Origin of the sequence: Legionella sp. PATHC035 (genome assembly GCF_026191115.1) — a bacterium.
GTDB lineage: Bacteria > Pseudomonadota > Gammaproteobacteria > Legionellales > Legionellaceae > Legionella.
On sequence record NZ_JAPHOT010000001.1, the window covers coordinates 2,485,165 to 2,507,564 of the forward strand.

The following is a 22,400-nucleotide window of genomic DNA, read 5'->3' on the forward strand; positions in this document are numbered from 1 at the left end:
GTTAACGAGGTTAATTGAAAATGGCGAAGGAAAAATTTGAACGTAAGAAGCCACACGTAAACGTGGGCACAATCGGTCACGTTGACCATGGTAAGACCACATTGACAGCGGCGATTACCACAATTATGGCTAAGAAGTATGGCGGAACAGCAAAGGCATATGACCAAATTGATGCTGCGCCAGAAGAGCGTGAACGCGGGATTACTATTTCTACAGCACACGTAGAATATGAATCAGCAAACCGCCACTATGCACACGTGGATTGCCCAGGACATGCTGACTACGTTAAGAATATGATTACTGGAGCGGCACAAATGGACGGAGCGATACTGGTAGTATCCGCTGCAGATGGTCCTATGCCGCAAACCAGAGAGCACATTCTGTTATCACGCCAAGTAGGTGTACCTTATATTGTTGTGTTCATGAACAAAGCAGATATGGTTGACGATCCAGAGTTGTTAGAATTGGTTGAGATGGAAGTACGTGATTTGCTAAGCAGTTACGATTTCCCTGGCGATGATATTCCAATTGTTGTTGGTTCTGCATTGAAAGCATTGGAAGGTGATACGAGCGAGATTGGTGTTGCAGCGATTGAGAAATTGGTTGAGACCATGGACTCTTACATCCCTGAGCCAGTACGAAACATCGATAAAGCATTCTTGTTGCCAATTGAAGACGTATTCTCTATTTCTGGACGCGGAACAGTAGTAACTGGTCGTGTAGAAAGTGGAATAGTCAAAGTGGGTGAAGAGATTGAGATTGTTGGTATCCGAGACACTCAAAAAACCACTTGTACCGGCGTTGAAATGTTCCGTAAGTTGTTGGACGAAGGACGCGCTGGAGATAACGTGGGCGTATTGTTACGCGGAACGAAACGCGACGAAGTTGAGCGTGGCCAGGTATTAGCTAAGCCAGGAACAATTAAGCCGCATACAAAATTTGAAGCGGAAGTATACGTATTATCAAAAGAAGAAGGCGGACGTCATACACCATTCTTTAATGGATACAGACCCCAATTTTATTTCAGAACGACAGACGTAACAGGCACCTGTGATCTGCCCTCTGGAGTAGAAATGGTAATGCCTGGTGATAACGTACAATTAACCATTAATCTGCATGCTCCTATTGCGATGGATGAAGGTTTACGTTTCGCAATTCGGGAAGGTGGCCGTACAGTTGGCGCCGGTGTTGTCGCTAAAATTATCGAGTAATTAGAATGAGTAGCAATCAAAACATTAAAATAAGATTAAAATCCTTTGATCATCGGTTGATTGACTTATCAACTCGAGAAATTGTTGAGACAGCAAAACGTACTGGCGCACAAGTTCGTGGGCCAATACCTCTGCCTGTCCGTAAGGAAAAATTTACTGTATTGACTTCACCGCATGTTAATAAAGATGCTCGAGATCAATATGAATTACGTACTCATAAACGCCTGGTCGTTATCGTTCATCCAACTGAAAAAACAGTAGATGCATTGATGAAGTTGGATCTGGCTGCTGGGGTTGATGTTCAGATAAGCCTTGATGACTAAATATTAGGGTGAAGGATATTAAAGAGGTGTTAGAATGATGATCGGTTTATTAGGCCGTAAAATCGGTATGACGCGGGTCTTCATGGCGGATGGAGTTTCAGTTCCAGTTTCTGTCGTTGAAGTTCACCCTAATAGAGTTTCACAAGTTAAAACTAAAGAGGCTGATGGCTACTCTGCTGTTCAATTAACTGGTGGCACAAAAAAAGCAAGTAAAGTTAACAAAGCATTAACTGGTCACTTCGCAAAAGCAGAGGTTGAAGCAGGTGACATGCTGGTTGAGTTTTTAGTTGACTCTGAAGACACATACAAAGCAGGACAAGTAATCTCAGTAGCTGATGTATTCACTGCTGGACAATTTGTCGATGTTGCTGGAACCACTAAAGGTAAAGGTTTTGCTGGTACAGTAAAACGTTATAACTTTAGAACACAAGACGCAACACATGGTAACTCAAGATCGCATCGTGTCCCTGGTTCTATTGGTCAAAACCAAACTCCAGGCCGTGTGTTCAAAGGTAAGAAAATGGCTGGTCACATGGGTAATGTTCGCTGTACTGTTCAAAGTCTTGAACTGGTGCGCGTCGATGCCGAAAGAAATTTACTTCTTATCAAAGGTGCTATACCTGGTGCTCCTGGCTCACGAGTTGAGATTAAGCCTGCAGTTAAAAAGCAAGTACGAGGTGAGTGATGGAAATTACTACTATAGATACAAATGCAAAATTAACACTGAATCAAGAAGTATTTGCATATGGTTATAATGAAGGCTTAATTCATCAAGCTGTAGTAACTTATATGAATAACGCGCGTAGCGGTAATAGCGCACAAAAAACACGTTCTGAAGTTAGTGGCGGTGGTAAAAAACCATGGAACCAAAAAGGTACTGGTCGTGCACGTGCTGGTACGATTAGAAGCCCAATATGGAGAAGCGGTGGTGTTACATTCGCTTCTAAAAAAAGAGATTATTCACAAAAAATTAATAAAAAAATGTACAAACGTGCATTACGTAGTATAATCTCAGAACTTTGCCGCACTGGTAACTTGATTGTTGTTAGCGATTTCCAATGCGAAAGCAAAAAAACTAAAGATTTTGTTAATAAAATGAACCAACTTAACATTAAAAATGCACTCATTGTGATGGGTGAAGTTGGTGAGAATGAATATTTTGGTTCTAGAAACTTAATTGACTACGATATCTGCGACGTTACAACTATAGATCCTGTTTCTTTACTCAAATTTGAGAAAGTTGTTGTTACAGAAGCTGCAATTAAAAAAATTGAGGAACAGTTACAATGAACGCTGAAAGATTGTTGATGGTTCTACGTGAACCACATACTTCTGAAAAAGCTACTGTCATAGCTGATAAGCTGAAACAGTTCACTTTCAAAGTATTGAAAACTGCAACTAAGACTGAAATTAAAATGGCGGTAGAGAATATATTTAACGTTAAAGTTAAAAATGTATCGGTTGTCAATGTGAAGGGAAAAACAAAGCGTTTTAAGCAAATGAATGGAAAACGTAGTGACTGGAAAAAAGCATTTGTAACCCTTCATGCTGATCAAGATATTGACTTTACAGCTACCGAATAAGGCAGATTAAGATGGCACTATTAAAATCTAAACCTACATCGCCAGGAAAGCGTGGCGAATTGCGCGTGGTTCATCACCATATTCATAAAGGAAGACCACATGATGCTTTAGTTGAAAAACTGAAGAAAACTGGTGGACGGAATAACCAAGGTAGAATCACTGTAAGACATATCGGTGGTGGTCAGCGTAACCAATATCGTATTATTGATTTTAAACGCAATAAGGATGGGATCGAAGCTCGTGTTGAGCGTATTGAATACGATCCAAACCGTACTGCACTCATTGCACTAATTGTTTATAAAGATGGTGAAAGAAGATATATTATTGCTCCATCTAATTTAAACGTGGGCGATACAGTAGTAAGTGGTGCTGATTCACCTATTAGCATAGGTAATTGTCTTCCACTAAAAAATATTCCTGTTGGTACTACAATTCACTGTGTTGAGATGAAACCAGGAAAAGGTGCCCAGGTCTTAAGAAGTGCTGGAGCGAGCGGACAAATAGTTGCTAAAGAAGGCATTTATGCAACATTAAGACTTCGTTCAGGCGAAATGCGCAAAATTCATGTTCTTTGCAGAGCGGTAATTGGTGAAGTAAGTAATAGTGAGCATAGTTTGCGCGCATTAGGTAAAGCCGGAGCAAAACGTTGGAGAGGTATTCGTCCAACAGTACGTGGGGTTGCTATGAACCCAGTTGATCACCCACATGGTGGTGGTGAGGGTCGTACTTCTGGTGGACGTCATCCAGTGTCTCCATGGGGCTTACCTACTAAAGGTTACAAAACCAGAAGTAATAAGCGTACTGATAATTTTATTGTCAGAAGACGTAAAAAGAAATAATTATTGAGAGGATATCAAGTGGCTCGTTCTATAAGAAAAGGTCCTTTTGTTGACCATCATTTGATTGCCAAAGTAGAAGCTGCAATTGAATCGAAATCAAAGAAACCAATTAAAACATGGTCAAGACGATCAACAATCGTTCCTGAAATGATTGACCTGACAATTGCTGTTCATAACGGTAAAGATCATATCCCTGTTTACATAACAGATAATATGGTCGGTCATAAATTAGGTGAGTTTGCCATGACTCGAACTTTCAAAGGCCACTCTGGTGACAGAAAGGCTAAAGGTAAATAAGAGGATATGATGGAAGTTACAGCAAAATTGAAAGGTGCTCCCTTATCCGCTCAAAAGGGCAGATTGGTAGCAGATATGATACGAAATATGAAAGTATCTGGTGCACTTGATGTCCTCAAGTTTACACCAAAAAAAGGTGCTCAATTAATGCTCAAATTATTGGAGTCAGCAATTGCTAATGCTGAAAATAATAATGGGGCAGATATTGATGATTTAAAAGTAGGTATGGTCTGTGTTGATGAAGCAATGACTTTAAAACGCATTAGTCCCAGAGCTAAAGGACGTGCAAATAGAATTTGTAAACGTACCTGCCATATCACGATTAAAGTGTCTGACGAGGAATAGCAATGGGACAAAAAGTTAACCCTATAGGCATACGCCTTGGTATTATTAAAGACTGGAACTCTAAGTGGTTCGCTGGTAAAAAATATGCTGAATTTTTAATTCAAGATATAAAATTACGTACTGAACTGAAAAAGAAACTTATGGCTGCTGCTGTAAGCAAAATTCTTATTGAACGTCCTGCTAATAATGCTGTAGTTACAATACAAACCGCACGACCTGGTGTAATTATTGGTAAAAAAGGTGGTGGTATTGAAACATTACGTAGTGAAATTTCCAGCAAATTAGGCGTACCAGTACACCTTAATATTGAAGAAATTAAAAAGCCTGAACTTGATGCAACCTTAGTTGCTGAGGGAATTGCGCAACAGTTAGAACAACGTGTTATGTTCCGACGCGCTATGAAACGTGCAGTAACTTCTGCTCTTAAGGCTGGTGCTAAAGGAATTAAAATTTGTGTCAGCGGCAGACTTGGTGGTGCTGAAATCGCGCGCAGTGAGTGGTATAGAGAAGGGCGAGTTCCTTTGCATACTTTCAGAGCAGATATTGATTATGGTACAGCAGAGTCTAAAACTACCTACGGTATTATTGGTGTAAAAGTCTGGATCTTCAAGGGCGAAATTCTCCCACAAAAGAAAAGATCATCTGACGTTGCCCAGTGAGTGAGGATTAAGAATCATGTTACAACCTAAACGTACAAAATACCGAAAACAGATGAAAGGCCGTAATAGAGGTTTAGCCTTACGCGGCAGCAACATCAGCTTCGGTGAATTTGGTTTGAAAGCTCTTGAGCGTGGTCGTTTAACCGCAAGACAAATCGAAGCAGCTCGAAGAGCAATGACACGTCATATTAAACGTGGTGGTAAAATTTGGATTAGAGTATTCCCTGACAAGCCTATTACACAAAAACCTTTAGAAGTGCGACAAGGTAAAGGTAAAGGTAGCGTTGAATACTGGGTTGCTCAAATACAACCAGGTAAGGTTTTATTTGAAATGGAAGGTGTATCCAGAGAGCTTGCGATGGAAGCTTTTGATCTGGCTAAAGCAAAACTTCCTTTCAAAGTTATATTCGAAGAAAGGAAGGTGATGTAATGAAAAAGATTGAAGAATTACGCAGTTTGTCTGTAGAAGAACTGCAAAACGAATTGCTTTCATTGCGTAAAGAACAATTAAATTTGCGAATGAAGAAAGCAAGTGGCTCACTAGATAAAACACATCTCATCACCATGGTGCGTAAGTCAGTGGCAAGAGTTAAAACAATGTTGACTGAAAAGGCAGGTAAGTGACATGTCTAATAGTGAATCAAATGCCAGAACAATGGTTGGAAAAGTAGTTAGTGACAAAATGGATAAAACCATAGTTGTGATGATTGAACGTTCTGTTAAGCATCCAAAGTATGGAAAAATTATGAAACGTAGATCCAAATTACATGCTCATGATGAAAATCAAGTATGTAAAATTGGTAATATTGTCAAGATCCGTGAGTCAAGACCACTCTCTAAAACAAAAAGCTGGGTATTAGTCGAAGTAATTTCTTAATCAACCCTGTTGATTTACTTTTAAAACCCTAAAAGGCCTGATATAATCAGCAACCTTTTTCTGGTCGAAATCAGAGCTGGAGTAAAAAATGATCCAAATGCAGACAGTGCTCGAAGTGGCTGACAATAGCGGAGCACGTAAAGTTATGTGTATTAAAGTGCTTGGCGGGTCGCACCGTAGATATGCCCGTGTAGGTGATGTAATTAAAGTTAGCATTAAAGATGCTATACCAAGAAGTAAAGTAAAGAAAGGTGCTGTAATGAAAGCTGTAGTAGTCCGTACAGCACAAGGCGTTCGTAGAGATGATGGCTCTTTAATTCGTTTCGATGGCAACGCAGCAGTACTTTTAAATAACCAAAACGAGCCAATAGGTACTCGTATATTTGGCCCCGTTACTCGCGAGCTACGAGAGAGATTTATGAAAATAATATCTCTGGCTGCAGAAGTTTTGTGAGAAGGATTTAGATATGAAACGTATTCAAAAAGGCGATGATGTAATTATAATTGCCGGTAAAAGTAAAGGTCATAGAGGTAAAGTCCTACGTGTCACTGAAAATGGCGTTGTTGTTGAAGGTGGAAACTTAATAAAAAAACATGTTAAGCCTAACCCACAAAAGCCTGAAAACAAGGGTGGAATTATTACTCTTGAGGCGCCAGTACACGTTTCAAACGTTGCTCATTTTAATCCCAACACGAATAAAGCAGATAAAGTAGGATTTAAATTTATTGAGAGTAACGGTGTTAGTAAAAAAGTTAGATATTTTAAATCTGACAATGAAATAATTGACCGTGTTTAATTAGGTGGTTGAAATGGCAAGACTTAATGAATTTTATAAAAAAGAAATCATCCCAATGATGATGAAACGGTTCAACTATTCCAGCGTTATGGAAGTTCCTAAACTGCTCAAAGTCACTTTGAATATGGGTGTTGGTGAAGCTGTTGGTGATAAAAAGGTGATGAATCATGCTGTTGAAGATATGACTTTAATTGCTGGTCAAAAACCTGTTGTTACTAAAGCAAGAAAATCTATTGCTGGTTTTAAAATTAGAGAAGGATGGCCAATAGGCTGTAAAGTAACACTAAGACGTCAACGTATGTACGAGTTCTTAGATCGATTAATTTCCGTAACTTTACCGCGTGTGAGAGATTTTCGTGGTTTAAATCCTAAATCTTTTGATGGAACTGGTAACTACAGTATGGGAATACATGAACAAATCGTATTTCCAGAAATTGATTACGACAAAACAGATGGTATCCGAGGTTTAGATATTTGTATTACTACAAGTGCTAAAACAAATGAAGAAGCTAAAGCTTTATTAGAAGCCTTTAACCTTCCATTGAAAGATAGAGATAAAAAATAAGGGTGAAATTGTGGCTAAGAAATCAATGCTTATGAGAGAGTTAAAGCGTAAAAAACTAGTAGATAAGCACAGTAAACGCAGAAACGAATTAAAACAATTGATTAAATCATCTGATGATTTTCAGGTAATTATGGATAGTCAGTTAAAGTTAGCTAAATTGCCTGTTAATTCAAATCCTGTTCGTTTTAAAACACGATGCCAATGCTGTGGTCGTCCACATGGCGTGTATCGTAAATTTAGTCTTTGTAGAATTTGCTTAAGACAACAACTAATGGTTGGTAATATACCTGGCGGAAGAAAATCCAGCTGGTAATTTTTTAATTGGAGAACGATTGTGAGTATGCATGATCCAGTTGCTGATATGCTGACCCGAATTAGAAATGGTCAACAAGCAAAACATCAGCAAATAACTTTAACTTCTTCTAAATTGAAAGAAGAAATTGCTCGTGTTTTAAAAGAAGAAGGCTATATTGAAAACTTCTTTGTAGAACCACTAGATAATAATCTTAAATTAATGACGATAAAGCTGAAGTATTACCATGGCAGACCTGTTATTGAGCTCATTAAGAGAATTAGTAGACCTGGGTTACGAGTATATAAATCTTATAAGGATTTAACCTCTATTCCTGGTTTTGGAGTGGCTATATTGTCTACATCTCAAGGTATAATGACCCATATATCTGCAAAGATGAAAGGCGTTGGTGGCGAAGTCATCTGTGAAGTGGCTTAATACTTGCGAGGAATAATATGTCTAGAGTAGCAAAAGCCCCAGTAGTTCAACCAGCAAATGTTGAAATCACAATAGGTGATGGTGAAATTACTGTAAAAGGGCCAAAAGGAACACTAACCCAAAAAATCAATAGGTTAGTCAAAGTAACTAAGAACAAAGATTCTAATCATGTTGAGTTTGCTCCTGCTGCAAATGATCCTAAAGCTTGGGCTCAAGCTGGCACGGCAAGAGCATTAGTGAATAACATGGTTAAGGGTGTAACCGAAGGTTTTGTTGTAACCTTGGAACTAGTTGGTGTAGGTTATAGAGCACAGTCTAAAGATAAATCAATTAGCTTATCTTTAGGTTTCTCTCATCCTATTGAATACCACTTACCAAAAGGTGTTCAAGTTGAAACTCCAAGTAATACCGTGATATTACTGAAAGGTGTTGATAAACAAATTTTGGGTCAAGTAGCTTCTGAAATAAGAGCATTTAGACCACCAGAGCCTTATAAAGGTAAAGGTGTTAAACTTGCTGGCGAGTATATTGCTCGTAAAGAAGCGAAAAAGAAATAAGGTTTAAGTCATGAATAAACACAACTCACGTGCTCGACGTGGATTAAAAGCAAAAGCACTGATTCGTAAATCGGGAAGAGCAAGACTGGTAGTTTATAGAAGCGGTTTGCATATTTATTCGCAAATTGTTCAAGCAGACACGCTTGGAGATAAAGTACTGGTAGCATGTTCAACTAAGGATAAAGAGTTACGAGCTAACTTGACTGGTAAATGTAAAGTAGAACAAGCTAATCTAGTTGGGAAATTACTAGGTAAGCGTGCGAGTGAGCATGGCATTACTCAAGTTGCATTTGATCGTGCTGGTTATAAATATCATGGCCGAGTGAAAGCCCTTGCAGAAGGTGCCCGCGAAGCTGGATTAGATTTTTAAGGAACGATTATGGCATACGATGAATCATCACCAAAATCAGATGGCTACCAAGAAAAGTTAGTGTCGGTTAACCGTACCGCTAAAGTTGTCAAGGGAGGCCGTGTTTTTGGTTTCGCAGTACTTGTTGTTGTTGGCGACGGCAAAGGTAAAGTTGGCTTTGGTAGAGGTAAAGCGAGAGAAGTTCCAATTGCAATTCAAAAAGCTATGGAACAAGCAAAGAAAAACATGGTTTATATTCCACTTTCCGGTTCAACTATTTTCCACGAAATTACTTGGAATTATGGGGCTTCTAAAGTATTTATGAAACCAGCTAGTGAAGGTACTGGAATTATTGCCGGTGGCGCGATGAGAGCCGTATTAGAAGTTTTAGGCGTACAAAATATATTAGCTAAAAGTATTGGTTCAACCAATCCAAGTAATATAGTAAGAGCTACGATCGCTGCTTTAACTAATATCGGTACTCCAGATTATGTTGCGGCCAAGCGTGGTAAAACTGTTGAAGAAGTTATGGCGGGCTAATTATGGAAAAGAAAATTAAAATCACTTTGGTAAAAAGCATTATAGGCAGAAAGCCAAAGCATATTTCTATAGTAAAACAATTAGGTCTAGGTAAAACTAATTCAAGCGTATCACATAATGATACGCCAGCAATCCGTGGTCTTATTAATATAGTGGATTACTTATTGCTGGTTGAGGAGAGTGCATAATGAATTTAAATTCACTATCACCAGATCCTGGTTCAAGACGCCCTAAAAGACGCTTAGGACGTGGTATAGGATCCGGGCTAGGTAAAACAAGTGGTAAAGGACATAAAGGTCAAAAAGCAAGAGCTGGTGGTTATCATAAGATAAACTTTGAGGGCGGACAAATGCCTATTCAAAGAAGACTGCCAAAAATGGGCTTTAAATCACGAGTTGGTAAAACTGTAGATCAAGTATGTCTGAGTGAACTGGCAAAGTTGTCTGCTGATGTAATTGATTTAAATGTTTTACGTGAAGCGGGCCTTATAAACAGTTCTATTAAAGATGTAAAAGTTATTTTATCCGGTGAATTAACTACAGCCATCAAACTTAAAGGTTTAAGGGTCACTAAAGGAGCTCGTTTAGCCATTGAAGGTTTAGGCGGCAGCATAGAAGAGTGACTATGAAAAACCAAAAACATAATGCAAGCCAATCACGTGGTGGATTGGCTGAACTAAAATCAAGATTATTGTTCGTTGTTCTTGGCATATTAGTTTATCGGTTGGGTGCTCATATCCCTGTTCCAGGTTTAGACCCCGCACGATTGGCTAATTTTTTTAATGAACAACAGAATACAATTTTTGGCTTATTCAATATGTTTTCTGGTGGTGCATTATCGCGTGTTACGGTTTTTGCTATTGGTATTATGCCGTACATTTCAGCGTCCATTATCATCCAGTTGTTCTCAGTTGTATCACCCAAGCTCGAACAACTTAAAAAGGAAGGTGAGTCTGGACGTAGGAAAATAAACCAATACACCCGGTATTTAACTCTGCTGCTTTCTGTGTTTCAATCTTTAGGGATGGCACGTTGGTTAGCTGGACAACAAATTGCACTTCAAGCTGACTTTTCGTTTTACTTTACTGCAGTTGTGACTTTGGTTACAGGAACTATGTTCTTAATGTGGTTAGGCGAGCAGATTACTGAAAAAGGTGTTGGCAATGGAATATCGCTAATTATCTTTTCAGGAATTGTATCAAGCATGCCTACAGCAATTGCCTCTGTTCTTCAGCAAGTTAAAGAAGGGCAAATGCAAGCTTTGACGTTAATTATTATTGCAGTGGTAGTGGTAGTAGTAACAGGATTTGTAGTATTTATGGAGCGCGCACAGCGACGTATAAGAGTTAACTATGCCCAAAGAACACAAGGTAGAAAGGTTTATGCCGCTCAAACAAGTCATTTACCTTTAAAGATTAATATGTCTGGTGTAATACCACCTATTTTTGCATCCAGCATTATCTTATTACCGGCAACTTTGGCACAGTTTTTCTCACATACTAAAGGTTTAGGGTGGCTTGCTGATGTTGGAATGGCATTATCTCCTGGACAGCCTTTATATTTAATAGTATATGCAGTTGCTATTATATTTTTTGCGTTCTTTTATGCAGCTCTGGTGTTTAATCCCAAAGATACTGCTGATAATTTAAAAAAATCTGGTGCATACATACCCGGAATTAGACCAGGTGAACAAACAACTAAATATATAGATGGTGTAATGACTCGTTTGACATTAGTTGGTGCAATTTATTTGGTTCTGGTTTGTCTTTTGCCTCAGATTCTGATGTATACATGGCATGTCCCTTTTTATTTCGGAGGAACGTCATTGCTGATTATCGTAGTTGTTATTATGGATTTTGTAGCTCAGGTACAAGCACATTTAATGACCCAGCAATATGATTCTTTAATGAAAAAGGCTAATTTTAAAGGTACTAAATTACCTGGTCTTTTATGATTTTTTTCGGAGTTAAGAATGAAAGTAAGAGCATCTGTAAAGCGAATTTGTCGCAATTGCAAGATTATTAAAAGAAGTGGCACTATACGAGTTATTTGTAAAGATGCCAGACATAAACAAAAGCAAGGTTAAACTCTGCTTGATTTAATTTTATAAAAATAGTATTCTTCTGTCCCTTTCGACAGAACAAATAACGTTCGGAGAAGTTAATGGCTCGTATTGCAGGAGTAAATATACCTGATCACAAACATGTTGTGATTGCTTTAACAGCAATATATGGTATTGGTAAACCTACATCCTTAAAACTGTGTTCTACAGTTGGTATTGAACCCTCTAAAAAGGTTTCAGAACTGACCGATGCTCAACTTGAGTCTTTAAGAACAGAAATTGCAAAAATAACAGTGGAAGGTGATTTGCGTCGTGTTGTGACGATGAACATTAAGCGCCTTATGGATCTAGGATGTTATCGTGGTCTAAGACACAGAAGAGGGTTGCCATTGCGCGGACAACGTACGAAAACTAATGCTCGTACACGAAAAGGTCGCAGAAAAGGCACTACCGTTTGATTTTTCATGTAGGAAAGTAAGATGGCAATAACTAAGTCAAAACAACAAAAAGTACGCAAAAAGGCAAAACGTGTCGTATCTGATGGTATCGTCCATGTTCATGCTTCTTTTAATAATACGATAGTGACCTTTACTGATAGACAAGGTAATGCACTGTGTTGGGCAACATCTGGTGGCTCAGGGTTTAGAGGGTCAAGAAAGAGTACTCCTTATGCTGCACAGGTTGCTACTGAGCGTGCTGCTGCTGTTGCAAAAGAATACGGTATGAAATCTGTGGCTGTATTTGTTCATGGTCCCGGACCTGGAAGAGAATCCACTATTCGTGAATTAATATCACAGGATTTCAAAATTGTTGAAATTACCGATGTTACTGGTATACCTCATAATGGGTGTAAGCCACCGAAAAAACGTCGTGTATAAGACTCAGGAGTAATTAATGGCTAGATATCTTGGTCCAAAATGTAAGTTATCACGTCGTGAAGGTTGTGATTTATTACTTAAAAGCGGTGTCCGTGATCATAAGTCCAAATGTAAATCAGAAAAGTTACCTGGACAACATGGTGATAAAAAACCACGTATGAATGGTTATGGAATTCAGCTTCGAGAGAAACAAAAAATCAGAAGATTATATGGTGTTCTTGAAAAGCAATTCCGTGGCTATTACAAAATGGCTGCTCGTATGAAAGGTGCAACAGGCGAAAATCTGATGTCGTTGCTTGAACGACGTTTAGATAATGTTGTCTATCGTATGGGTTTTGCAAGTACACGTGCTGAAGCGCGTCAATTAGTTACGCATAAAGCGATACTTGTTAATGATAAAGTAGTTAACGTTCCATCATTCCTAGTAAAACCAGGTGATGTTATATCTGTTCGTCAAAAAGCAAGAGCTCAAGGTCGTATCCAGGCTGCTTTAGCTTTATCAGAACAAAGAGCTGCATGCGATTGGATTACTGTAGATACTTCTTCTTTCAAAGGAACATTCTCTACAGCACCAACGTTAACTGACTTATCTTCAGACTACAACGTAAACTTAGTTGTAGAACTTTACTCTAAGTAAGCTCGGAGAAATAGCTGAATGTATACTGAAATCAATGAAATGTTGACACCTAATGTTCTTAAGGTCCAGGCAGAATCGCCCTATAAAGCTAAAATAGTTTTAGAGCCTTTGGAGCGTGGCTTTGGTCATACTCTCGGCAATGCTTTGAGACGTATCTTACTATCATCAATGCCCGGAAGTGCGATTACCGAAGTTTCAATTGATGGTGTTCTACATGAATACAGCACAATTGAAGGTGTACAGGAAGATGTCGTGGACATCTTACTGAACCTGAAGTTAGTTGCGACAAAAATGACAGTCGGTGAAGAAGCGATTGTAACGTTAAGCAAGCAAGGTCCTTGTCAAGTTACAGCTGGAGACATTCAATTGACTCACGGATTAGAAATTATTAATCCAGAGTTGGTCATAGCTAATTTGAATGAAAAAGGCAAATTAAATATGACATTGAAGGTTGAACGAGGAATTGGTTTCCACAGTACTGATTCATTCATTAGACATTTCGATGATGAAGTAGAAAGAAAATCAGTTGGGAAACTTAAAATTGATAATAGTTTCTCTCCAGTTAAAAAAGTGGCTTATTATGTTGATAGTGCTCGTGTAGAAAATCGAACTGACCTCGATAAGTTAACTATTGAGTTAGAAACTAATGGGACTATTGATGCTGAAGAATCAATACGAATTTCTGCTAGTATTCTTCAAAGACAACTTCATGCTTTTGTAGACATGAAATTTGAAGAGTCACGCGCAGATAATAAAGAACGCAATGATTTTGATCCTATTCTACTACGTTCTGTCGATGATTTAGAGTTAACTGTTCGTTCTGCGAATTGTTTGAAAGCAGAAAATATTCATTATATAGGCGATTTAGTACAAAGAACTGAAAATGAACTCTTAAAAACTCCTAACCTTGGTAAGAAATCTTTAACCGAAATTAAGGATGTTTTAGCTTCACGTTCATTATCGCTGGGTATGAAACTTGAGAATTGGCCGCCAGCAAATCTTGGCGAATAAAGTTTAGGAGTTTTGGTTATGCGTCACCGTAATTCAGGTCGTAGTTTTGGCCGTACAAGTAGCCACAGAAAGGCTATGTTTGCAAACATGTGTTGTTCTTTGATTGAGCATGAGTTGATAAAAACAACTCTGCCCAAGGCTAAAGATCTACGACGTTATATTGAACCTTTAATTACTGTTTCAAAAATTGATTCAGTAGCGACACGCCGTCATGCGTTTGATATTTTGAGATCTAAGTCTGCTGTTGGTAAATTGTTTAAAGATTTAGGCCCACGTTTTGTTGAGCGTCCAGGTGGTTATGTACGTATCATTAAATGTGGTTTTAGAGATGGTGACAACGCGCCTATGGCAATTGTTGAGCTCTTAGACAGACCTGTAGTTAGTGATGAATCTGAAGAATAAATTTCAGCATCCTCACTAACTAAAGAACCCGCTTCCTGCGGGTTTTTTTTTGACAATCGTAGACTATCTTACAGCCTAAATTAATAAAGAAGTATGTAGAAAATTCTATGCTCCGGTGAGTATTAACGAGTGTTAGTCTTTTTTCGTTAAAGTTAAATCCAAGATTGTTTGTTGACGAGTAAATCACTTTCGATTCCCCCTGTTTGTTCGGTTGATTTGGGCTCTATCAGGAGAACATGGGTCTCTTCATGAGCAATCGGCTTATGTTCTACGCCCTTTGGTACGATATAAAATTCGCCTTCATTTAAGCTGACTCTTTTATCCCTGAACTCAATGTCTAGAATTCCTTTAACAACTAAAAATAGCTCATCTTCATTCGCATGGCTATGCCAGATAAATTCTCCCTTGAATTTTGCAAGTTTGACATATTGGCCATTAAGCTCCCCAACAATATGTGGCGACCAGAACTCGTTAAAAAGTTTAAATTTTTCAATTAAATTTATTTTATCCATAAGAACCTCAATAGGATGAATGAGTAAATTATTGGTTCAGCATATAGTGTATATAACAGTTTGTGTTCCTAAATTTTAAATAATGAAAAGCAAAGTATCGAGTTGAGTGGCAGGAGAAGACCTAGTCCGGAAATGATTGTATCACTGAAACCTAGGTTAAGGCTCCGGCCTCGCCCAAGTAACAGTGAATAAAAGGCGCCTTATCAGTAAGGGCAGTAAAACAAGAGATGAGGCTAATATTCAGATGAACTTAGAATGGGACATCATCATCCAATTGATCAAATGCATCTTGTGGTACTTGAGTTGGTTGCTGTCTTGCCGCACTTTGATTGCTTGGCGCAAATTGAGCCTGTGGCATTTCATCAAAACTGGATGAACCAGCCCCTTTACTGTCTAACAATTGAATGTCATTTGCTACAATCTCTGTAGTATATCTATCCTGACCCTGTTGATCTTGCCATTTTCTCGTTCTTAAACTGCCTTCAATATAGAGTTTAGAACCTTTACGGACGTATTCACCAGCGATTTCACCTAAGCGGTTAAAACAGACTACGCGATGCCATTCGGTTCGCTCTTGCTTTTCACCAGTTGCTTTATCTTTCCATGCTTCACTGGTAGCAATGGAAAGTGTCGTTACCGCATTGCCATTGGGTAAATAGCGTACATCAGGGTCAACACCGACGTTACCAATTAAGATGACTTTATTTATACCACGTGCCATTTCTGATCTCCTGTATGCGAAAGTTAGGAGAAGAGTATACCTAATTTATATATCCCTTGCACTGATGTGTTGCAGTGAACTTTAATTGGATTATTTCTAAATAAATGCAGCAAGTGTATCCCATAGGTAATATGCTTGTTGATTCACAATAGTTCATTGCAATTCTTTTCAAATAGTTTTTTCATTTTTTGTTCTTTATGAACAATGTAGGCATACAGTCGCTGCCAATATACCTTTAATCAAAAAGAGTTTTATCTGAATTAGCAACAAGTTCATAAAGACGCGTAATTTGTTTTTGTGTAACTCTAGGTGTTGAGAGGGGCGGAAGACGTGCTAAATCAAAAAAATCGATTTCAGAAATTTCGAGATTTTCTTTTGCTGTCCCGGACACAATTTCACAATGGAAGAAACATTTATAGGTATGAGGCCATTGTAATGGATGATCATGTTTTTGTTTATCCCATAGAGCGAGTAGTCTGATGACAGAAACATCAAATCCAGTTTCTTCCTTAGCTTCTCTAATCACTGATTCCGATGCTGATTCATTTGTTTCTGCCCATCCACCAGGCAAGGACCATAACGCATCAGTGCGCTCTTTCACTAATAAGAGTTTATTATCTTTTAGAATAAAAGCCCGCACATCAACTTTAGGCGTTGCATATCCTTTTTCTGATGAAAATATTTGCTTTATCTCAGCGAGTGAAGCGTCTGAATAATTCGCAATAAATTCAGAAGCAACCTCACGGAGTCTTAAATAACGCTCTTTATCAAATTCATTATTTGCATAGGTCAATCCATTTTGAGCGATTGCTTGGATTTCTGTAATATATTTTAACCAACCAAAGTCTTTTTTAGACATTATTTGTAGTCCTTGCAGTATATTTATAAATTATTCTCTTGACTATCACGTTACGTGATAGTTTAAAATTATGATTCAGGAGAAGATTAAATGAAATATTACCAAATTAAAGAAATTAGCCAAATGACCTCATTAACAGTTAGGTCTTTACAATATTATGATGAAATTGGCTTATTAAAACCTACAAAGCGTTTAGAGAATGGATATCGTCTCTATTCTGAAATGGATTTAATTCGATTGCAGCAGATTACTACGCTAAAATTTTTGGGCTTTTCTTTGTCAACCATAAAAAAGATCATGGAAAATCCTAATTTTGATGTGATGACTTCTATAGGCATACAAGCACGTGAACTGACTGAAAAAGCAGCTCGAATCAATGAAGCGGCAGCTCTCCTTACTTATATTTCCAGTCAAATGGAAATGAATCAGCCTGTGAACTGGAAAAGTACCGCAAAAATAATAGAAATCTTGGAGTTAAATACAATGAATGACGACGTGTTGCAACAATATCAATCTGACGCGGAACAATCTGAATTAGGTAAAAAATCTGCTTATGATGAAACCTATAATCCAAATCGGTTATATCCTATTCCCAGGGCAGGAAAACGACAGGAAATTGGAGTGGATCCGACTCGATTACCTTTTTATGGCTTTGATTGCTGGAATCACTATGAAGTTTCCTGGCTTAATGCCAAAGGGAAGCCTATGGTTGCGGTTGCTGAGTTGTTTTATGAGTGCAACTCCCCTAACTTAATCGAATCAAAATCCTTAAAACTTTATTTTAATTCATTTAACAACACACGGATTTCAAGTGTGAGTGAATTAGAAAATACAATTAAAAAGGATTTACAGGAGCGTGTTGGCGCAGAGGTTTGGGTCAACATTCATCTTTTGGATTCTTCGGATCAATTTTCTATACAACGCTCATTAGTGGGGGATTCGCTTGATCAGCTTGATATAGAATGTTCGGTATATCTAGTTGAACCCGCATTTCTTGCTGTAGGCAATGAACTTGTTGAAGAAACTTTGTATTCAAATCTTTTAAAATCAAACTGTCTGGTTACAAATCAACCTGATTGGGGAAGCGTACAAATTGCTTACAAAGGCAAAAAAATTAATCGAGAGGGTTTATTAAAATATCTGGTTTCATACCGCAATCATAATGAGTTTCATGAGCAATGTATCGAACGAATTTTTGTCGATATCATGAATTATTGCAAACCAGAAAAGTTGACGGTCTATGGTCGGTATACAAGGCGAGGCGGTTTGGATATCAATCCATACCGTTCTACTGAAAAGACCCCATTTACAGGTAAAAATTTGCGCCTGGTTCGCCAGTAACTGTGAAGAAAATTAACTTCGGTAGCCCGAATTAGACACACTCTTGATAGGGAAATAAATCTTCAATCCCGTATTACGCTGCGCTAATACGGGCTACATCTAAACGTTTACGTTGACACTATTGCCTGTTTGCTTAAGGGCGCGCTATTTAATCGGTCAATTGATGCTGTTCTTGACTCCAGGCAGGGCGACAAGAAATAAACAGTTGCATAGTCCCTTCCCAGTAGTATTTTTCACCAGCCTCAATTAATACTGCATCGCCAGCAGATAATTTATATTCCGTATGATTGACAACGAGTTTCCCTTCTCCTTGGAAGACATAAGCTAATTCATTACATGCTAAATTGACGACGCGTCGTGTCTCAGGGTATCGACCTGATATTTTTGCAATAGCACAATCAAGCATGGGATCATTAAGATGATGCTCGGTGACGGTACAGGATGCTGCGTTACTGTGTTCCGTGGCTTGATGTTTCAAAGAAATTTTCATTCATAGCTCCATTATTGGTGTTTTCCGTGATAAATGATTTTTTCTGCACTGCCCTCAAGATAGCGCTCTCTATCTACACGCAAATAAATAACCTGCTCCTTTTCTGCGAATGCGACTTCAATTACTCCGTCAGCATTCAATAGTTGACTGATAATTTGTTCATTTTTCTGGAGCCAAGGAGAGGGTAAAATAAGGGTTGAAAAAGACACGTTTGATTTCATTGGCAGAGAAATAAGTAACCATAGAATAGCTAAGATGGCATTACTAATAAAAATGCCCTGGCTGCTATTCCATTGATACAAAATACCTGCTAATGCCCCACCAAGAAATAGTCCTAAAAATTGGCTGGTTGAATAAATACCCATAGCAGTTCCCTTATTATTAGGATTTGCCTGCTTGGATACTAAAGAGGGCAATGCGGCCTCGAGGATATTAAAAGCAATAAAGTAAATGAGTATGAGCGTACAGAGACTCATCCAATTTTGAAAGGAGTAGGCCAATAATAACTGAGTCAAAGCCATTATGAATACGGATGACAGAAAAACACTTTTCATGCGCTTTTTCTTTTCCGCAAGAATAATAAACGGGATCATGAGTATAAATGAAATGACCATAATGGGCAGATAAAAATGCCATTGCTGTGATAAATGGCCTTGTTCCACTTGCTTTCTCAGGATGAAGGGGATAGCAAAAAAGGTGGCGGTGAGAATAAAATGTTGGCAGAAAATGCCAACATTCAGGCGTTGCAGTTGCATGTTAGAAATAACTTGCTTAAATAAAGCGGGATTTGTTTCACTATCAACGTGAAAACGTTCATTGATCGGTTTGGGTATGACCAAATAAAGCAAGATGATCCCTGCTATTGCTAATAGAGTCGTTAAGTTAAAAATACCAGCTAGACCAAAATGGTGGGTAAGAGCGGGACTCAAAACCATAGCGAGACTAAAAGAGGTTCCAATAGTCATCCCAATGACTGCCATGGCTTTAGTGCGTTGCTCATCAGGGGTTAAATCGGCGAGTAAGGCGATTAAAACACTACCAATTGCACCCGTACCTTGTAAGGCTCTGGCAATTATCATCCCATAAATAGAATTCGTTATCGCACCAAGTAGGCTACCTAAAGCAAATAGGACTAAGCCTATGGCGATTATAGGTTTTCTTCCAACTTTATCGGAGAGCATACCAAAAGGCATTTGCAGGAGCCCTTGAGCAAGACCATAAATTCCTAGAGCAAGCCCTACTAGTGTCGGCGTTGCGCCTTGTAAATTTTCTGCATAAATACTGAATACAGGGATGAGTAAAAACAAACCCATCATGCGGAAAGAAAAAATCGCGGCTATAGGAAATACCGTTTTAAACCAGGAATGCTTCATTCATTAATATATATTTATCTTTATCGTGTGCGGATAGTACAAAGTTAGCCTTCTAGAAACAAGATATTTAAAAATTTAATACATGAAACATTGCTTTATTGCTCAATAAAAATGAAAATGTAGTTTTTTGTAATTGTTGGTCAATTTACGCGCTAAACGGACTATGATTTATGGGCTGTCACGATGGTATTGCATCAACACTACTTTTTTTAATCACGTGAAGTTAATGAGGAATATTCCATGAGTTTGGTTTTTGCAGGTAAAGTTGGATTAATTACTGGCGGGGCTCGAGGCATCGGTAAAGCAACTGCATTAAAGTTAGCTCAAGCAGGAAGTGATATCGCCATAGTTTATTACAACAGTTCTGATGAAGCTCAATCTTTAGTCGAAGAAATCCAGGCTATGGGGCGCAAAGCGGTCGCTCTGCAGGCGAATGTTGCCGATCATCAATCGGTAAAAGAAATGTTTGCTCAATTCCGTACACATTTTGATCGCCTTGATTTTCTAATCAGTAATGCGGCAAGTGGTGTTTTAAAGTCAGCACTTAAGATGTCTACCAAACATTGGCGCTGGTGCTTGGAAACTAATGCTTTGGCGTTAAATCATTTGGCAACGGAAGCACGTTCATTGATGCCCAAGGGGAGTCGAATTATTGCTTTATCAAGTCTTGGTGCGTCTCGAGCGATTCCAAATTATGCATTTATTGGAGCATCTAAAGCAGCTCTTGAAGCTTTAGTACGTTCTTTGAGCCTTGAGTTGGCTGTTGATGGTATTACTGTGAATACTGTTTCTGCTGGAGTAGTTGATACCGACGCATTGAAGCATTTTCCAAATAGAGAACAGTTGCTTGATGAATATCAGGCGCACTCATTGAGTGATAGACCCTTGACAACTCAAGATGTGGCTAATGCCATTTATCTCTTATGTTTGCCTGAAGCCGCCATGATTAATGCGCATACTTTATTTGTTGATGCAGGGTATAGTCAAGTTGGTTAATACCTAATCATTCTTAACTTTATGCCTTTAAAAAAATGTATGGTATAATTTTCGGCTTTGTAAATTAGCTATCTCTGAGGAAAAAATATGAATGTAGCAGACGTTTATCCTAAAGTTAGGGAAATTGTTGCTGATGTGCTAGTGATTGATGTAGAAGAAGTATCTCTTAACAGTCGGTTGATAGCAGATCTAGGCGCAGAATCCATTGATTTTCTTGATTTGGTATTCCAATTAGAAAAAGAATTCAAAATTAAAATCCCTCGTGGTCAATTAGAAAAAAATGCACGTGGTGACTTAGCAGAAGATGAATTCGAGAAAGGCGGTATTATTACCGAAAAGGGTTTGAAGGTATTGCAAAATTATTTAAGTGAAGTTCCTGCTGAGCAATTTAAGCCCAATATGAAAGTCAATGAAATACCGATGCTATTTACCATTGAAACATTTTGTAAATTAGTTGTTGCTGCAATCAAAGAACAACAAACTGCTGGATCTGAAGCTTAATTCGGGTGTTTTTTTAAATTCAAGGTTAATAGGGCTTAATAAATACTGATGAGATTCTTATTCGTTGATCGTATAGTGGAGTCATCTCCTGGTCAGGTGATCCGGGGAATCAAACATGTGACCCCTAATGATACATGCCTCACAGTTGATGCGCAGGGACGCCCCTGTTTTATCCCCTCATTAATCGGAGAAACCCTGGGGCAATTGGCTGCATGGAATGTGATGGCGCTCCAAGAATTTACCTGCAGACCTGTGGCGGGGATTGTTGCTAAATCTTCCATGCATCGGCCCGCCTATGTAGGTGAAACTTTATTGCTTGAGTCCTTTATTGAGCACTTAGATAGCTCAGTAATGCAATATCATAGTGAAGCGAGAGTGGGTAATGAACGTGTGTTCAGTATCGAAGGCGCCTTAGGACCGTTACTTCCTATGGATGATTTTATCGATTTAGATGAAGTGAAACAGCAATATTGCGAAATTAATCGACCAGGTGATTGGTTGGCTATCAGTAAGGAGAGCGCCCCAATATTGAGTGACGATCTGATTATGGATTTGAACTTGCCTGTAGTGTCCATGACGTTTGACCGAATTCGTTCCAGTCAACCAGGGGTTAGTTTAACCGCAGAAAAAAGAATATCCCGCGCGGCCCTTTATTTCGCAGACCACTTTCCCAAAAAACCGGTATTACCCATGACGGTATTATTGGAATGTAAATTAAATTTGGCGCGCGAATTTATTCGGCGCGCAGGGTATGCAGTTGACTATCAAGTGAGCGAGTGTCGCAAAATAAAAATGAATGAGTTTGTCTATCCAGGTGATGTTCTTGAATGTTTTGTAACAGTCAAAAAGCAAACAGAAGATGAATTAATTCTTGCTTATCGTAGTGAGGTTTCAGGTAAACGGGTTTGTGTGGTCGATGTAGTGCTTATTCCCAGAGGTAAATAAA

General features: G+C 38.5%; 38 protein-coding genes. 33 read left to right on the top strand and 5 right to left on the bottom strand.

What is annotated here, in order from left to right:
- Window positions 1–20: 20 nt before the first annotated feature.
- The 29 genes from tuf to rplQ all read left to right on the top strand — a co-directional run bounded on the left by tuf (window position 21) and on the right by rplQ (window position 14,661).
- Window positions 21–1,211, top strand: a complete 1,191-nt coding sequence (gene tuf / locus OQJ13_RS10940; RefSeq protein ID WP_265710865.1) for an elongation factor Tu — start codon at window positions 21–23, stop codon at window positions 1,209–1,211.
- Between the two features lie 5 nt (window positions 1,212–1,216).
- Window positions 1,217–1,534 carry a 30S ribosomal protein S10 gene (gene rpsJ / locus OQJ13_RS10945; RefSeq protein WP_010654833.1) on the top strand — a complete coding sequence of 106 codons (318 nt, stop codon included), beginning with the start codon at window positions 1,217–1,219 and terminating at the stop codon, window positions 1,532–1,534.
- A 37-nt stretch (window positions 1,535–1,571) separates the two neighbouring features.
- Window positions 1,572–2,219: a 50S ribosomal protein L3 gene (gene rplC, locus OQJ13_RS10950; RefSeq protein ID WP_265711930.1), complete on the top strand. Its 648-nt coding sequence runs from the start codon at window positions 1,572–1,574 to the stop codon at window positions 2,217–2,219.
- Window positions 2,219–2,824 carry a 50S ribosomal protein L4 gene (rplD, locus tag OQJ13_RS10955; RefSeq protein ID WP_265710870.1) on the top strand — a complete coding sequence of 202 codons (606 nt, stop codon included), beginning with the start codon at window positions 2,219–2,221 and terminating at the stop codon, window positions 2,822–2,824. Before rplC ends, rplD begins: the two co-directional genes overlap by 1 nt.
- Window positions 2,821–3,117: a 50S ribosomal protein L23 gene (gene rplW, locus OQJ13_RS10960; RefSeq protein ID WP_027272068.1), complete on the top strand. Its 297-nt coding sequence runs from the start codon at window positions 2,821–2,823 to the stop codon at window positions 3,115–3,117. The genes rplD and rplW overlap by 4 nt, the downstream gene beginning before the upstream one ends.
- An 11-nt stretch (window positions 3,118–3,128) precedes the next feature.
- A complete protein-coding gene (rplB, locus tag OQJ13_RS10965) occupies window positions 3,129–3,956 on the top strand; it encodes a 50S ribosomal protein L2 (protein WP_265710871.1) in 828 nt (275 codons plus the stop codon).
- An 18-nt stretch (window positions 3,957–3,974) separates the two neighbouring features.
- On the top strand, window positions 3,975–4,253 hold the full coding sequence (gene rpsS, locus OQJ13_RS10970) for a 30S ribosomal protein S19 (protein WP_010654828.1): 279 nt from the start codon (window positions 3,975–3,977) through the stop codon (window positions 4,251–4,253).
- A 9-nt stretch (window positions 4,254–4,262) separates the two neighbouring features.
- A complete protein-coding gene (gene rplV, locus OQJ13_RS10975) occupies window positions 4,263–4,598 on the top strand; it encodes a 50S ribosomal protein L22 (RefSeq protein ID WP_003633087.1) in 336 nt (111 codons plus the stop codon).
- A gap of 2 nt (window positions 4,599–4,600) precedes the next feature.
- Entirely contained in the window at window positions 4,601–5,257 is a 657-nt protein-coding gene (gene rpsC / locus OQJ13_RS10980; RefSeq protein WP_265710872.1) for a 30S ribosomal protein S3, read from the top strand.
- Between the two features lie 16 nt (window positions 5,258–5,273).
- Window positions 5,274–5,687 (top strand): 50S ribosomal protein L16, encoded by a 414-nt coding sequence (gene rplP / locus OQJ13_RS10985; protein WP_003633085.1) that lies wholly within the window; start codon window positions 5,274–5,276, stop codon window positions 5,685–5,687.
- Window positions 5,687–5,881 (top strand): 50S ribosomal protein L29, encoded by a 195-nt coding sequence (gene rpmC / locus OQJ13_RS10990; RefSeq protein ID WP_265710873.1) that lies wholly within the window; start codon window positions 5,687–5,689, stop codon window positions 5,879–5,881. Before rplP ends, rpmC begins: the two co-directional genes overlap by 1 nt.
- Window position 5,882: 1 nt before the next feature.
- Window positions 5,883–6,134: a 30S ribosomal protein S17 gene (rpsQ, locus tag OQJ13_RS10995; protein ID WP_019233369.1), complete on the top strand. Its 252-nt coding sequence runs from the start codon at window positions 5,883–5,885 to the stop codon at window positions 6,132–6,134.
- Between the two features lie 88 nt (window positions 6,135–6,222).
- Complete coding sequence (gene rplN / locus OQJ13_RS11000; protein ID WP_006872243.1) at window positions 6,223–6,588, top strand: 50S ribosomal protein L14; 366 nt, start codon at window positions 6,223–6,225, stop codon at window positions 6,586–6,588.
- 13 nt (window positions 6,589–6,601) lie between these two features.
- Window positions 6,602–6,931, top strand: coding sequence for a 50S ribosomal protein L24 (rplX, locus tag OQJ13_RS11005; RefSeq protein WP_265710874.1), 330 nt, complete (start codon window positions 6,602–6,604; stop codon window positions 6,929–6,931).
- Window positions 6,932–6,944: 13 nt separating this feature from the next.
- Complete coding sequence (gene rplE, locus OQJ13_RS11010; RefSeq protein WP_028381385.1) at window positions 6,945–7,496, top strand: 50S ribosomal protein L5; 552 nt, start codon at window positions 6,945–6,947, stop codon at window positions 7,494–7,496.
- 10 nt (window positions 7,497–7,506) lie between these two features.
- On the top strand, window positions 7,507–7,809 hold the full coding sequence (gene rpsN / locus OQJ13_RS11015; protein ID WP_028381384.1) for a 30S ribosomal protein S14: 303 nt from the start codon (window positions 7,507–7,509) through the stop codon (window positions 7,807–7,809).
- A gap of 21 nt (window positions 7,810–7,830) precedes the next feature.
- Window positions 7,831–8,226 (top strand): 30S ribosomal protein S8, encoded by a 396-nt coding sequence (rpsH, locus tag OQJ13_RS11020; protein ID WP_028381383.1) that lies wholly within the window; start codon window positions 7,831–7,833, stop codon window positions 8,224–8,226.
- Window positions 8,227–8,243: 17 nt separating this feature from the next.
- Window positions 8,244–8,783, top strand: a complete 540-nt coding sequence (gene rplF / locus OQJ13_RS11025) for a 50S ribosomal protein L6 (RefSeq protein ID WP_265710875.1) — start codon at window positions 8,244–8,246, stop codon at window positions 8,781–8,783.
- Window positions 8,784–8,793: 10 nt separating this feature from the next.
- Window positions 8,794–9,153, top strand: a complete 360-nt coding sequence (rplR, locus tag OQJ13_RS11030; protein ID WP_265702128.1) for a 50S ribosomal protein L18 — start codon at window positions 8,794–8,796, stop codon at window positions 9,151–9,153.
- 9 nt (window positions 9,154–9,162) lie between these two features.
- Complete coding sequence (rpsE, locus tag OQJ13_RS11035) at window positions 9,163–9,672, top strand: 30S ribosomal protein S5 (RefSeq protein ID WP_028381380.1); 510 nt, start codon at window positions 9,163–9,165, stop codon at window positions 9,670–9,672.
- Window positions 9,673–9,674: 2 nt separating this feature from the next.
- Window positions 9,675–9,860 carry a 50S ribosomal protein L30 gene (rpmD, locus tag OQJ13_RS11040; protein ID WP_028381379.1) on the top strand — a complete coding sequence of 62 codons (186 nt, stop codon included), beginning with the start codon at window positions 9,675–9,677 and terminating at the stop codon, window positions 9,858–9,860.
- On the top strand, window positions 9,860–10,294 hold the full coding sequence (gene rplO / locus OQJ13_RS11045) for a 50S ribosomal protein L15 (protein ID WP_265710876.1): 435 nt from the start codon (window positions 9,860–9,862) through the stop codon (window positions 10,292–10,294). Before rpmD ends, rplO begins: the two co-directional genes overlap by 1 nt.
- A 2-nt stretch (window positions 10,295–10,296) precedes the next feature.
- Complete coding sequence (gene secY / locus OQJ13_RS11050; protein ID WP_265710877.1) at window positions 10,297–11,625, top strand: preprotein translocase subunit SecY; 1,329 nt, start codon at window positions 10,297–10,299, stop codon at window positions 11,623–11,625.
- Between the two features lie 18 nt (window positions 11,626–11,643).
- Window positions 11,644–11,757, top strand: a complete 114-nt coding sequence (gene rpmJ, locus OQJ13_RS11055) for a 50S ribosomal protein L36 (protein ID WP_010946099.1) — start codon at window positions 11,644–11,646, stop codon at window positions 11,755–11,757.
- A gap of 77 nt (window positions 11,758–11,834) precedes the next feature.
- Entirely contained in the window at window positions 11,835–12,191 is a 357-nt protein-coding gene (gene rpsM / locus OQJ13_RS11060; protein ID WP_028381376.1) for a 30S ribosomal protein S13, read from the top strand.
- A 21-nt stretch (window positions 12,192–12,212) separates the two neighbouring features.
- Window positions 12,213–12,611, top strand: a complete 399-nt coding sequence (rpsK, locus tag OQJ13_RS11065) for a 30S ribosomal protein S11 (protein ID WP_003633055.1) — start codon at window positions 12,213–12,215, stop codon at window positions 12,609–12,611.
- Between the two features lie 16 nt (window positions 12,612–12,627).
- Complete coding sequence (gene rpsD / locus OQJ13_RS11070) at window positions 12,628–13,248, top strand: 30S ribosomal protein S4 (RefSeq protein ID WP_265710878.1); 621 nt, start codon at window positions 12,628–12,630, stop codon at window positions 13,246–13,248.
- 18 nt (window positions 13,249–13,266) lie between these two features.
- Window positions 13,267–14,259, top strand: coding sequence for a DNA-directed RNA polymerase subunit alpha (locus OQJ13_RS11075; RefSeq protein ID WP_028381374.1), 993 nt, complete (start codon window positions 13,267–13,269; stop codon window positions 14,257–14,259).
- Between the two features lie 18 nt (window positions 14,260–14,277).
- Entirely contained in the window at window positions 14,278–14,661 is a 384-nt protein-coding gene (gene rplQ / locus OQJ13_RS11080) for a 50S ribosomal protein L17 (protein ID WP_265710879.1), read from the top strand.
- 152 nt (window positions 14,662–14,813) lie between these two features.
- Here the strand turns inward: rplQ and OQJ13_RS11085 are convergent, their stop codons facing one another.
- The 3 genes from OQJ13_RS11085 to OQJ13_RS11095 all read right to left on the bottom strand — a co-directional run bounded on the left by OQJ13_RS11085 (window position 14,814) and on the right by OQJ13_RS11095 (window position 16,753).
- On the bottom strand, window positions 14,814–15,173 hold the full coding sequence (locus tag OQJ13_RS11085; RefSeq protein ID WP_265710880.1) for a cupin domain-containing protein: 360 nt from the start codon (window positions 15,171–15,173) through the stop codon (window positions 14,814–14,816).
- Window positions 15,174–15,423: 250 nt separating this feature from the next.
- Window positions 15,424–15,894, bottom strand: a complete 471-nt coding sequence (gene ssb / locus OQJ13_RS11090; RefSeq protein WP_265710881.1) for a single-stranded DNA-binding protein — start codon at window positions 15,892–15,894, stop codon at window positions 15,424–15,426.
- A gap of 235 nt (window positions 15,895–16,129) precedes the next feature.
- The gene (locus OQJ13_RS11095; RefSeq protein ID WP_265710882.1) at window positions 16,130–16,753 is read right to left on the bottom strand and encodes an NUDIX hydrolase; all 624 of its coding nucleotides are present in this window, start codon (window positions 16,751–16,753) and stop codon (window positions 16,130–16,132) included.
- Window positions 16,754–16,843: 90 nt separating this feature from the next.
- Here OQJ13_RS11095 and queF point away from each other — a divergent pair, with 90 nt between their 5' ends.
- Complete coding sequence (queF, locus tag OQJ13_RS11100; RefSeq protein ID WP_265710883.1) at window positions 16,844–18,094, top strand: NADPH-dependent 7-cyano-7-deazaguanine reductase QueF; 1,251 nt, start codon at window positions 16,844–16,846, stop codon at window positions 18,092–18,094.
- Between the two features lie 148 nt (window positions 18,095–18,242).
- On the opposite strand, the gene OQJ13_RS11105 is transcribed toward queF, so the two are convergent.
- Both OQJ13_RS11105 and OQJ13_RS11110 read right to left on the bottom strand, forming a co-directional pair.
- Complete coding sequence (locus tag OQJ13_RS11105) at window positions 18,243–18,584, bottom strand: cupin domain-containing protein (RefSeq protein ID WP_265710884.1); 342 nt, start codon at window positions 18,582–18,584, stop codon at window positions 18,243–18,245.
- Window positions 18,585–18,595: 11 nt separating this feature from the next.
- Complete coding sequence (locus OQJ13_RS11110; protein WP_265710885.1) at window positions 18,596–19,957, bottom strand: MFS transporter; 1,362 nt, start codon at window positions 19,955–19,957, stop codon at window positions 18,596–18,598.
- A gap of 240 nt (window positions 19,958–20,197) precedes the next feature.
- On the opposite strand from OQJ13_RS11110, the gene fabL reads away from it, so the two are divergent.
- The 3 genes from fabL to OQJ13_RS11125 all read left to right on the top strand — a co-directional run bounded on the left by fabL (window position 20,198) and on the right by OQJ13_RS11125 (window position 22,399).
- Complete coding sequence (gene fabL, locus OQJ13_RS11115) at window positions 20,198–20,953, top strand: enoyl-[acyl-carrier-protein] reductase FabL (RefSeq protein ID WP_058388339.1); 756 nt, start codon at window positions 20,198–20,200, stop codon at window positions 20,951–20,953.
- 87 nt (window positions 20,954–21,040) lie between these two features.
- Window positions 21,041–21,454 (top strand): acyl carrier protein, encoded by a 414-nt coding sequence (locus tag OQJ13_RS11120; protein WP_028381366.1) that lies wholly within the window; start codon window positions 21,041–21,043, stop codon window positions 21,452–21,454.
- 48 nt (window positions 21,455–21,502) lie between these two features.
- A complete protein-coding gene (locus tag OQJ13_RS11125; protein ID WP_265710886.1) occupies window positions 21,503–22,399 on the top strand; it encodes a 3-hydroxyacyl-ACP dehydratase FabZ family protein in 897 nt (298 codons plus the stop codon).
- The last annotated feature ends 1 nt before the right edge of the window (window position 22,400 follow it).

What these genes read in the sequence shown, in the direction of transcription:
- tuf (WP_265710865.1), top strand. Translation starts at nt 21, where the DNA reads ATGGCGAAGGAAAAATTTGAACGTAAGAAGCCACACGTAAACGTGGGC.
- rpsJ (WP_010654833.1), top strand. Translation starts at nt 1,217, where the DNA reads ATGAGTAGCAATCAAAACATTAAAATAAGATTAAAATCCTTTGATCAT.
- rplC (WP_265711930.1), top strand. Translation starts at nt 1,572, where the DNA reads ATGATCGGTTTATTAGGCCGTAAAATCGGTATGACGCGGGTCTTCATG.
- rplD (WP_265710870.1), top strand. Translation starts at nt 2,219, where the DNA reads ATGGAAATTACTACTATAGATACAAATGCAAAATTAACACTGAATCAA.
- rplW (WP_027272068.1), top strand. Translation starts at nt 2,821, where the DNA reads ATGAACGCTGAAAGATTGTTGATGGTTCTACGTGAACCACATACTTCT.
- rplB (WP_265710871.1), top strand. Translation starts at nt 3,129, where the DNA reads ATGGCACTATTAAAATCTAAACCTACATCGCCAGGAAAGCGTGGCGAA.
- rplV (WP_003633087.1), top strand. Translation starts at nt 4,263, where the DNA reads ATGGAAGTTACAGCAAAATTGAAAGGTGCTCCCTTATCCGCTCAAAAG.
- rpsC (WP_265710872.1), top strand. Translation starts at nt 4,601, where the DNA reads ATGGGACAAAAAGTTAACCCTATAGGCATACGCCTTGGTATTATTAAA.
- rplP (WP_003633085.1), top strand. Translation starts at nt 5,274, where the DNA reads ATGTTACAACCTAAACGTACAAAATACCGAAAACAGATGAAAGGCCGT.
- rpmC (WP_265710873.1), top strand. Translation starts at nt 5,687, where the DNA reads ATGAAAAAGATTGAAGAATTACGCAGTTTGTCTGTAGAAGAACTGCAA.
- rpsQ (WP_019233369.1), top strand. Translation starts at nt 5,883, where the DNA reads ATGTCTAATAGTGAATCAAATGCCAGAACAATGGTTGGAAAAGTAGTT.
- rplN (WP_006872243.1), top strand. Translation starts at nt 6,223, where the DNA reads ATGATCCAAATGCAGACAGTGCTCGAAGTGGCTGACAATAGCGGAGCA.
- rplX (WP_265710874.1), top strand. Translation starts at nt 6,602, where the DNA reads ATGAAACGTATTCAAAAAGGCGATGATGTAATTATAATTGCCGGTAAA.
- rplE (WP_028381385.1), top strand. Translation starts at nt 6,945, where the DNA reads ATGGCAAGACTTAATGAATTTTATAAAAAAGAAATCATCCCAATGATG.
- rplF (WP_265710875.1), top strand. Translation starts at nt 8,244, where the DNA reads ATGTCTAGAGTAGCAAAAGCCCCAGTAGTTCAACCAGCAAATGTTGAA.
- rplR (WP_265702128.1), top strand. Translation starts at nt 8,794, where the DNA reads ATGAATAAACACAACTCACGTGCTCGACGTGGATTAAAAGCAAAAGCA.
- rpsE (WP_028381380.1), top strand. Translation starts at nt 9,163, where the DNA reads ATGGCATACGATGAATCATCACCAAAATCAGATGGCTACCAAGAAAAG.
- rpmD (WP_028381379.1), top strand. Translation starts at nt 9,675, where the DNA reads ATGGAAAAGAAAATTAAAATCACTTTGGTAAAAAGCATTATAGGCAGA.
- rplO (WP_265710876.1), top strand. Translation starts at nt 9,860, where the DNA reads ATGAATTTAAATTCACTATCACCAGATCCTGGTTCAAGACGCCCTAAA.
- secY (WP_265710877.1), top strand. Translation starts at nt 10,297, where the DNA reads ATGAAAAACCAAAAACATAATGCAAGCCAATCACGTGGTGGATTGGCT.
- rpmJ (WP_010946099.1), top strand. Translation starts at nt 11,644, where the DNA reads ATGAAAGTAAGAGCATCTGTAAAGCGAATTTGTCGCAATTGCAAGATT.
- rpsM (WP_028381376.1), top strand. Translation starts at nt 11,835, where the DNA reads ATGGCTCGTATTGCAGGAGTAAATATACCTGATCACAAACATGTTGTG.
- rpsK (WP_003633055.1), top strand. Translation starts at nt 12,213, where the DNA reads ATGGCAATAACTAAGTCAAAACAACAAAAAGTACGCAAAAAGGCAAAA.
- rpsD (WP_265710878.1), top strand. Translation starts at nt 12,628, where the DNA reads ATGGCTAGATATCTTGGTCCAAAATGTAAGTTATCACGTCGTGAAGGT.
- OQJ13_RS11075 (WP_028381374.1), top strand. Translation starts at nt 13,267, where the DNA reads ATGTATACTGAAATCAATGAAATGTTGACACCTAATGTTCTTAAGGTC.
- rplQ (WP_265710879.1), top strand. Translation starts at nt 14,278, where the DNA reads ATGCGTCACCGTAATTCAGGTCGTAGTTTTGGCCGTACAAGTAGCCAC.
- OQJ13_RS11085 (WP_265710880.1), bottom strand. Translation starts at nt 15,173, where the DNA reads ATGGATAAAATAAATTTAATTGAAAAATTTAAACTTTTTAACGAGTTC.
- ssb (WP_265710881.1), bottom strand. Translation starts at nt 15,894, where the DNA reads ATGGCACGTGGTATAAATAAAGTCATCTTAATTGGTAACGTCGGTGTT.
- OQJ13_RS11095 (WP_265710882.1), bottom strand. Translation starts at nt 16,753, where the DNA reads ATGTCTAAAAAAGACTTTGGTTGGTTAAAATATATTACAGAAATCCAA.
- queF (WP_265710883.1), top strand. Translation starts at nt 16,844, where the DNA reads ATGAAATATTACCAAATTAAAGAAATTAGCCAAATGACCTCATTAACA.
- OQJ13_RS11105 (WP_265710884.1), bottom strand. Translation starts at nt 18,584, where the DNA reads ATGAAAATTTCTTTGAAACATCAAGCCACGGAACACAGTAACGCAGCA.
- OQJ13_RS11110 (WP_265710885.1), bottom strand. Translation starts at nt 19,957, where the DNA reads ATGAAGCATTCCTGGTTTAAAACGGTATTTCCTATAGCCGCGATTTTT.
- fabL (WP_058388339.1), top strand. Translation starts at nt 20,198, where the DNA reads ATGAGTTTGGTTTTTGCAGGTAAAGTTGGATTAATTACTGGCGGGGCT.
- OQJ13_RS11120 (WP_028381366.1), top strand. Translation starts at nt 21,041, where the DNA reads ATGAATGTAGCAGACGTTTATCCTAAAGTTAGGGAAATTGTTGCTGAT.
- OQJ13_RS11125 (WP_265710886.1), top strand. Translation starts at nt 21,503, where the DNA reads ATGAGATTCTTATTCGTTGATCGTATAGTGGAGTCATCTCCTGGTCAG.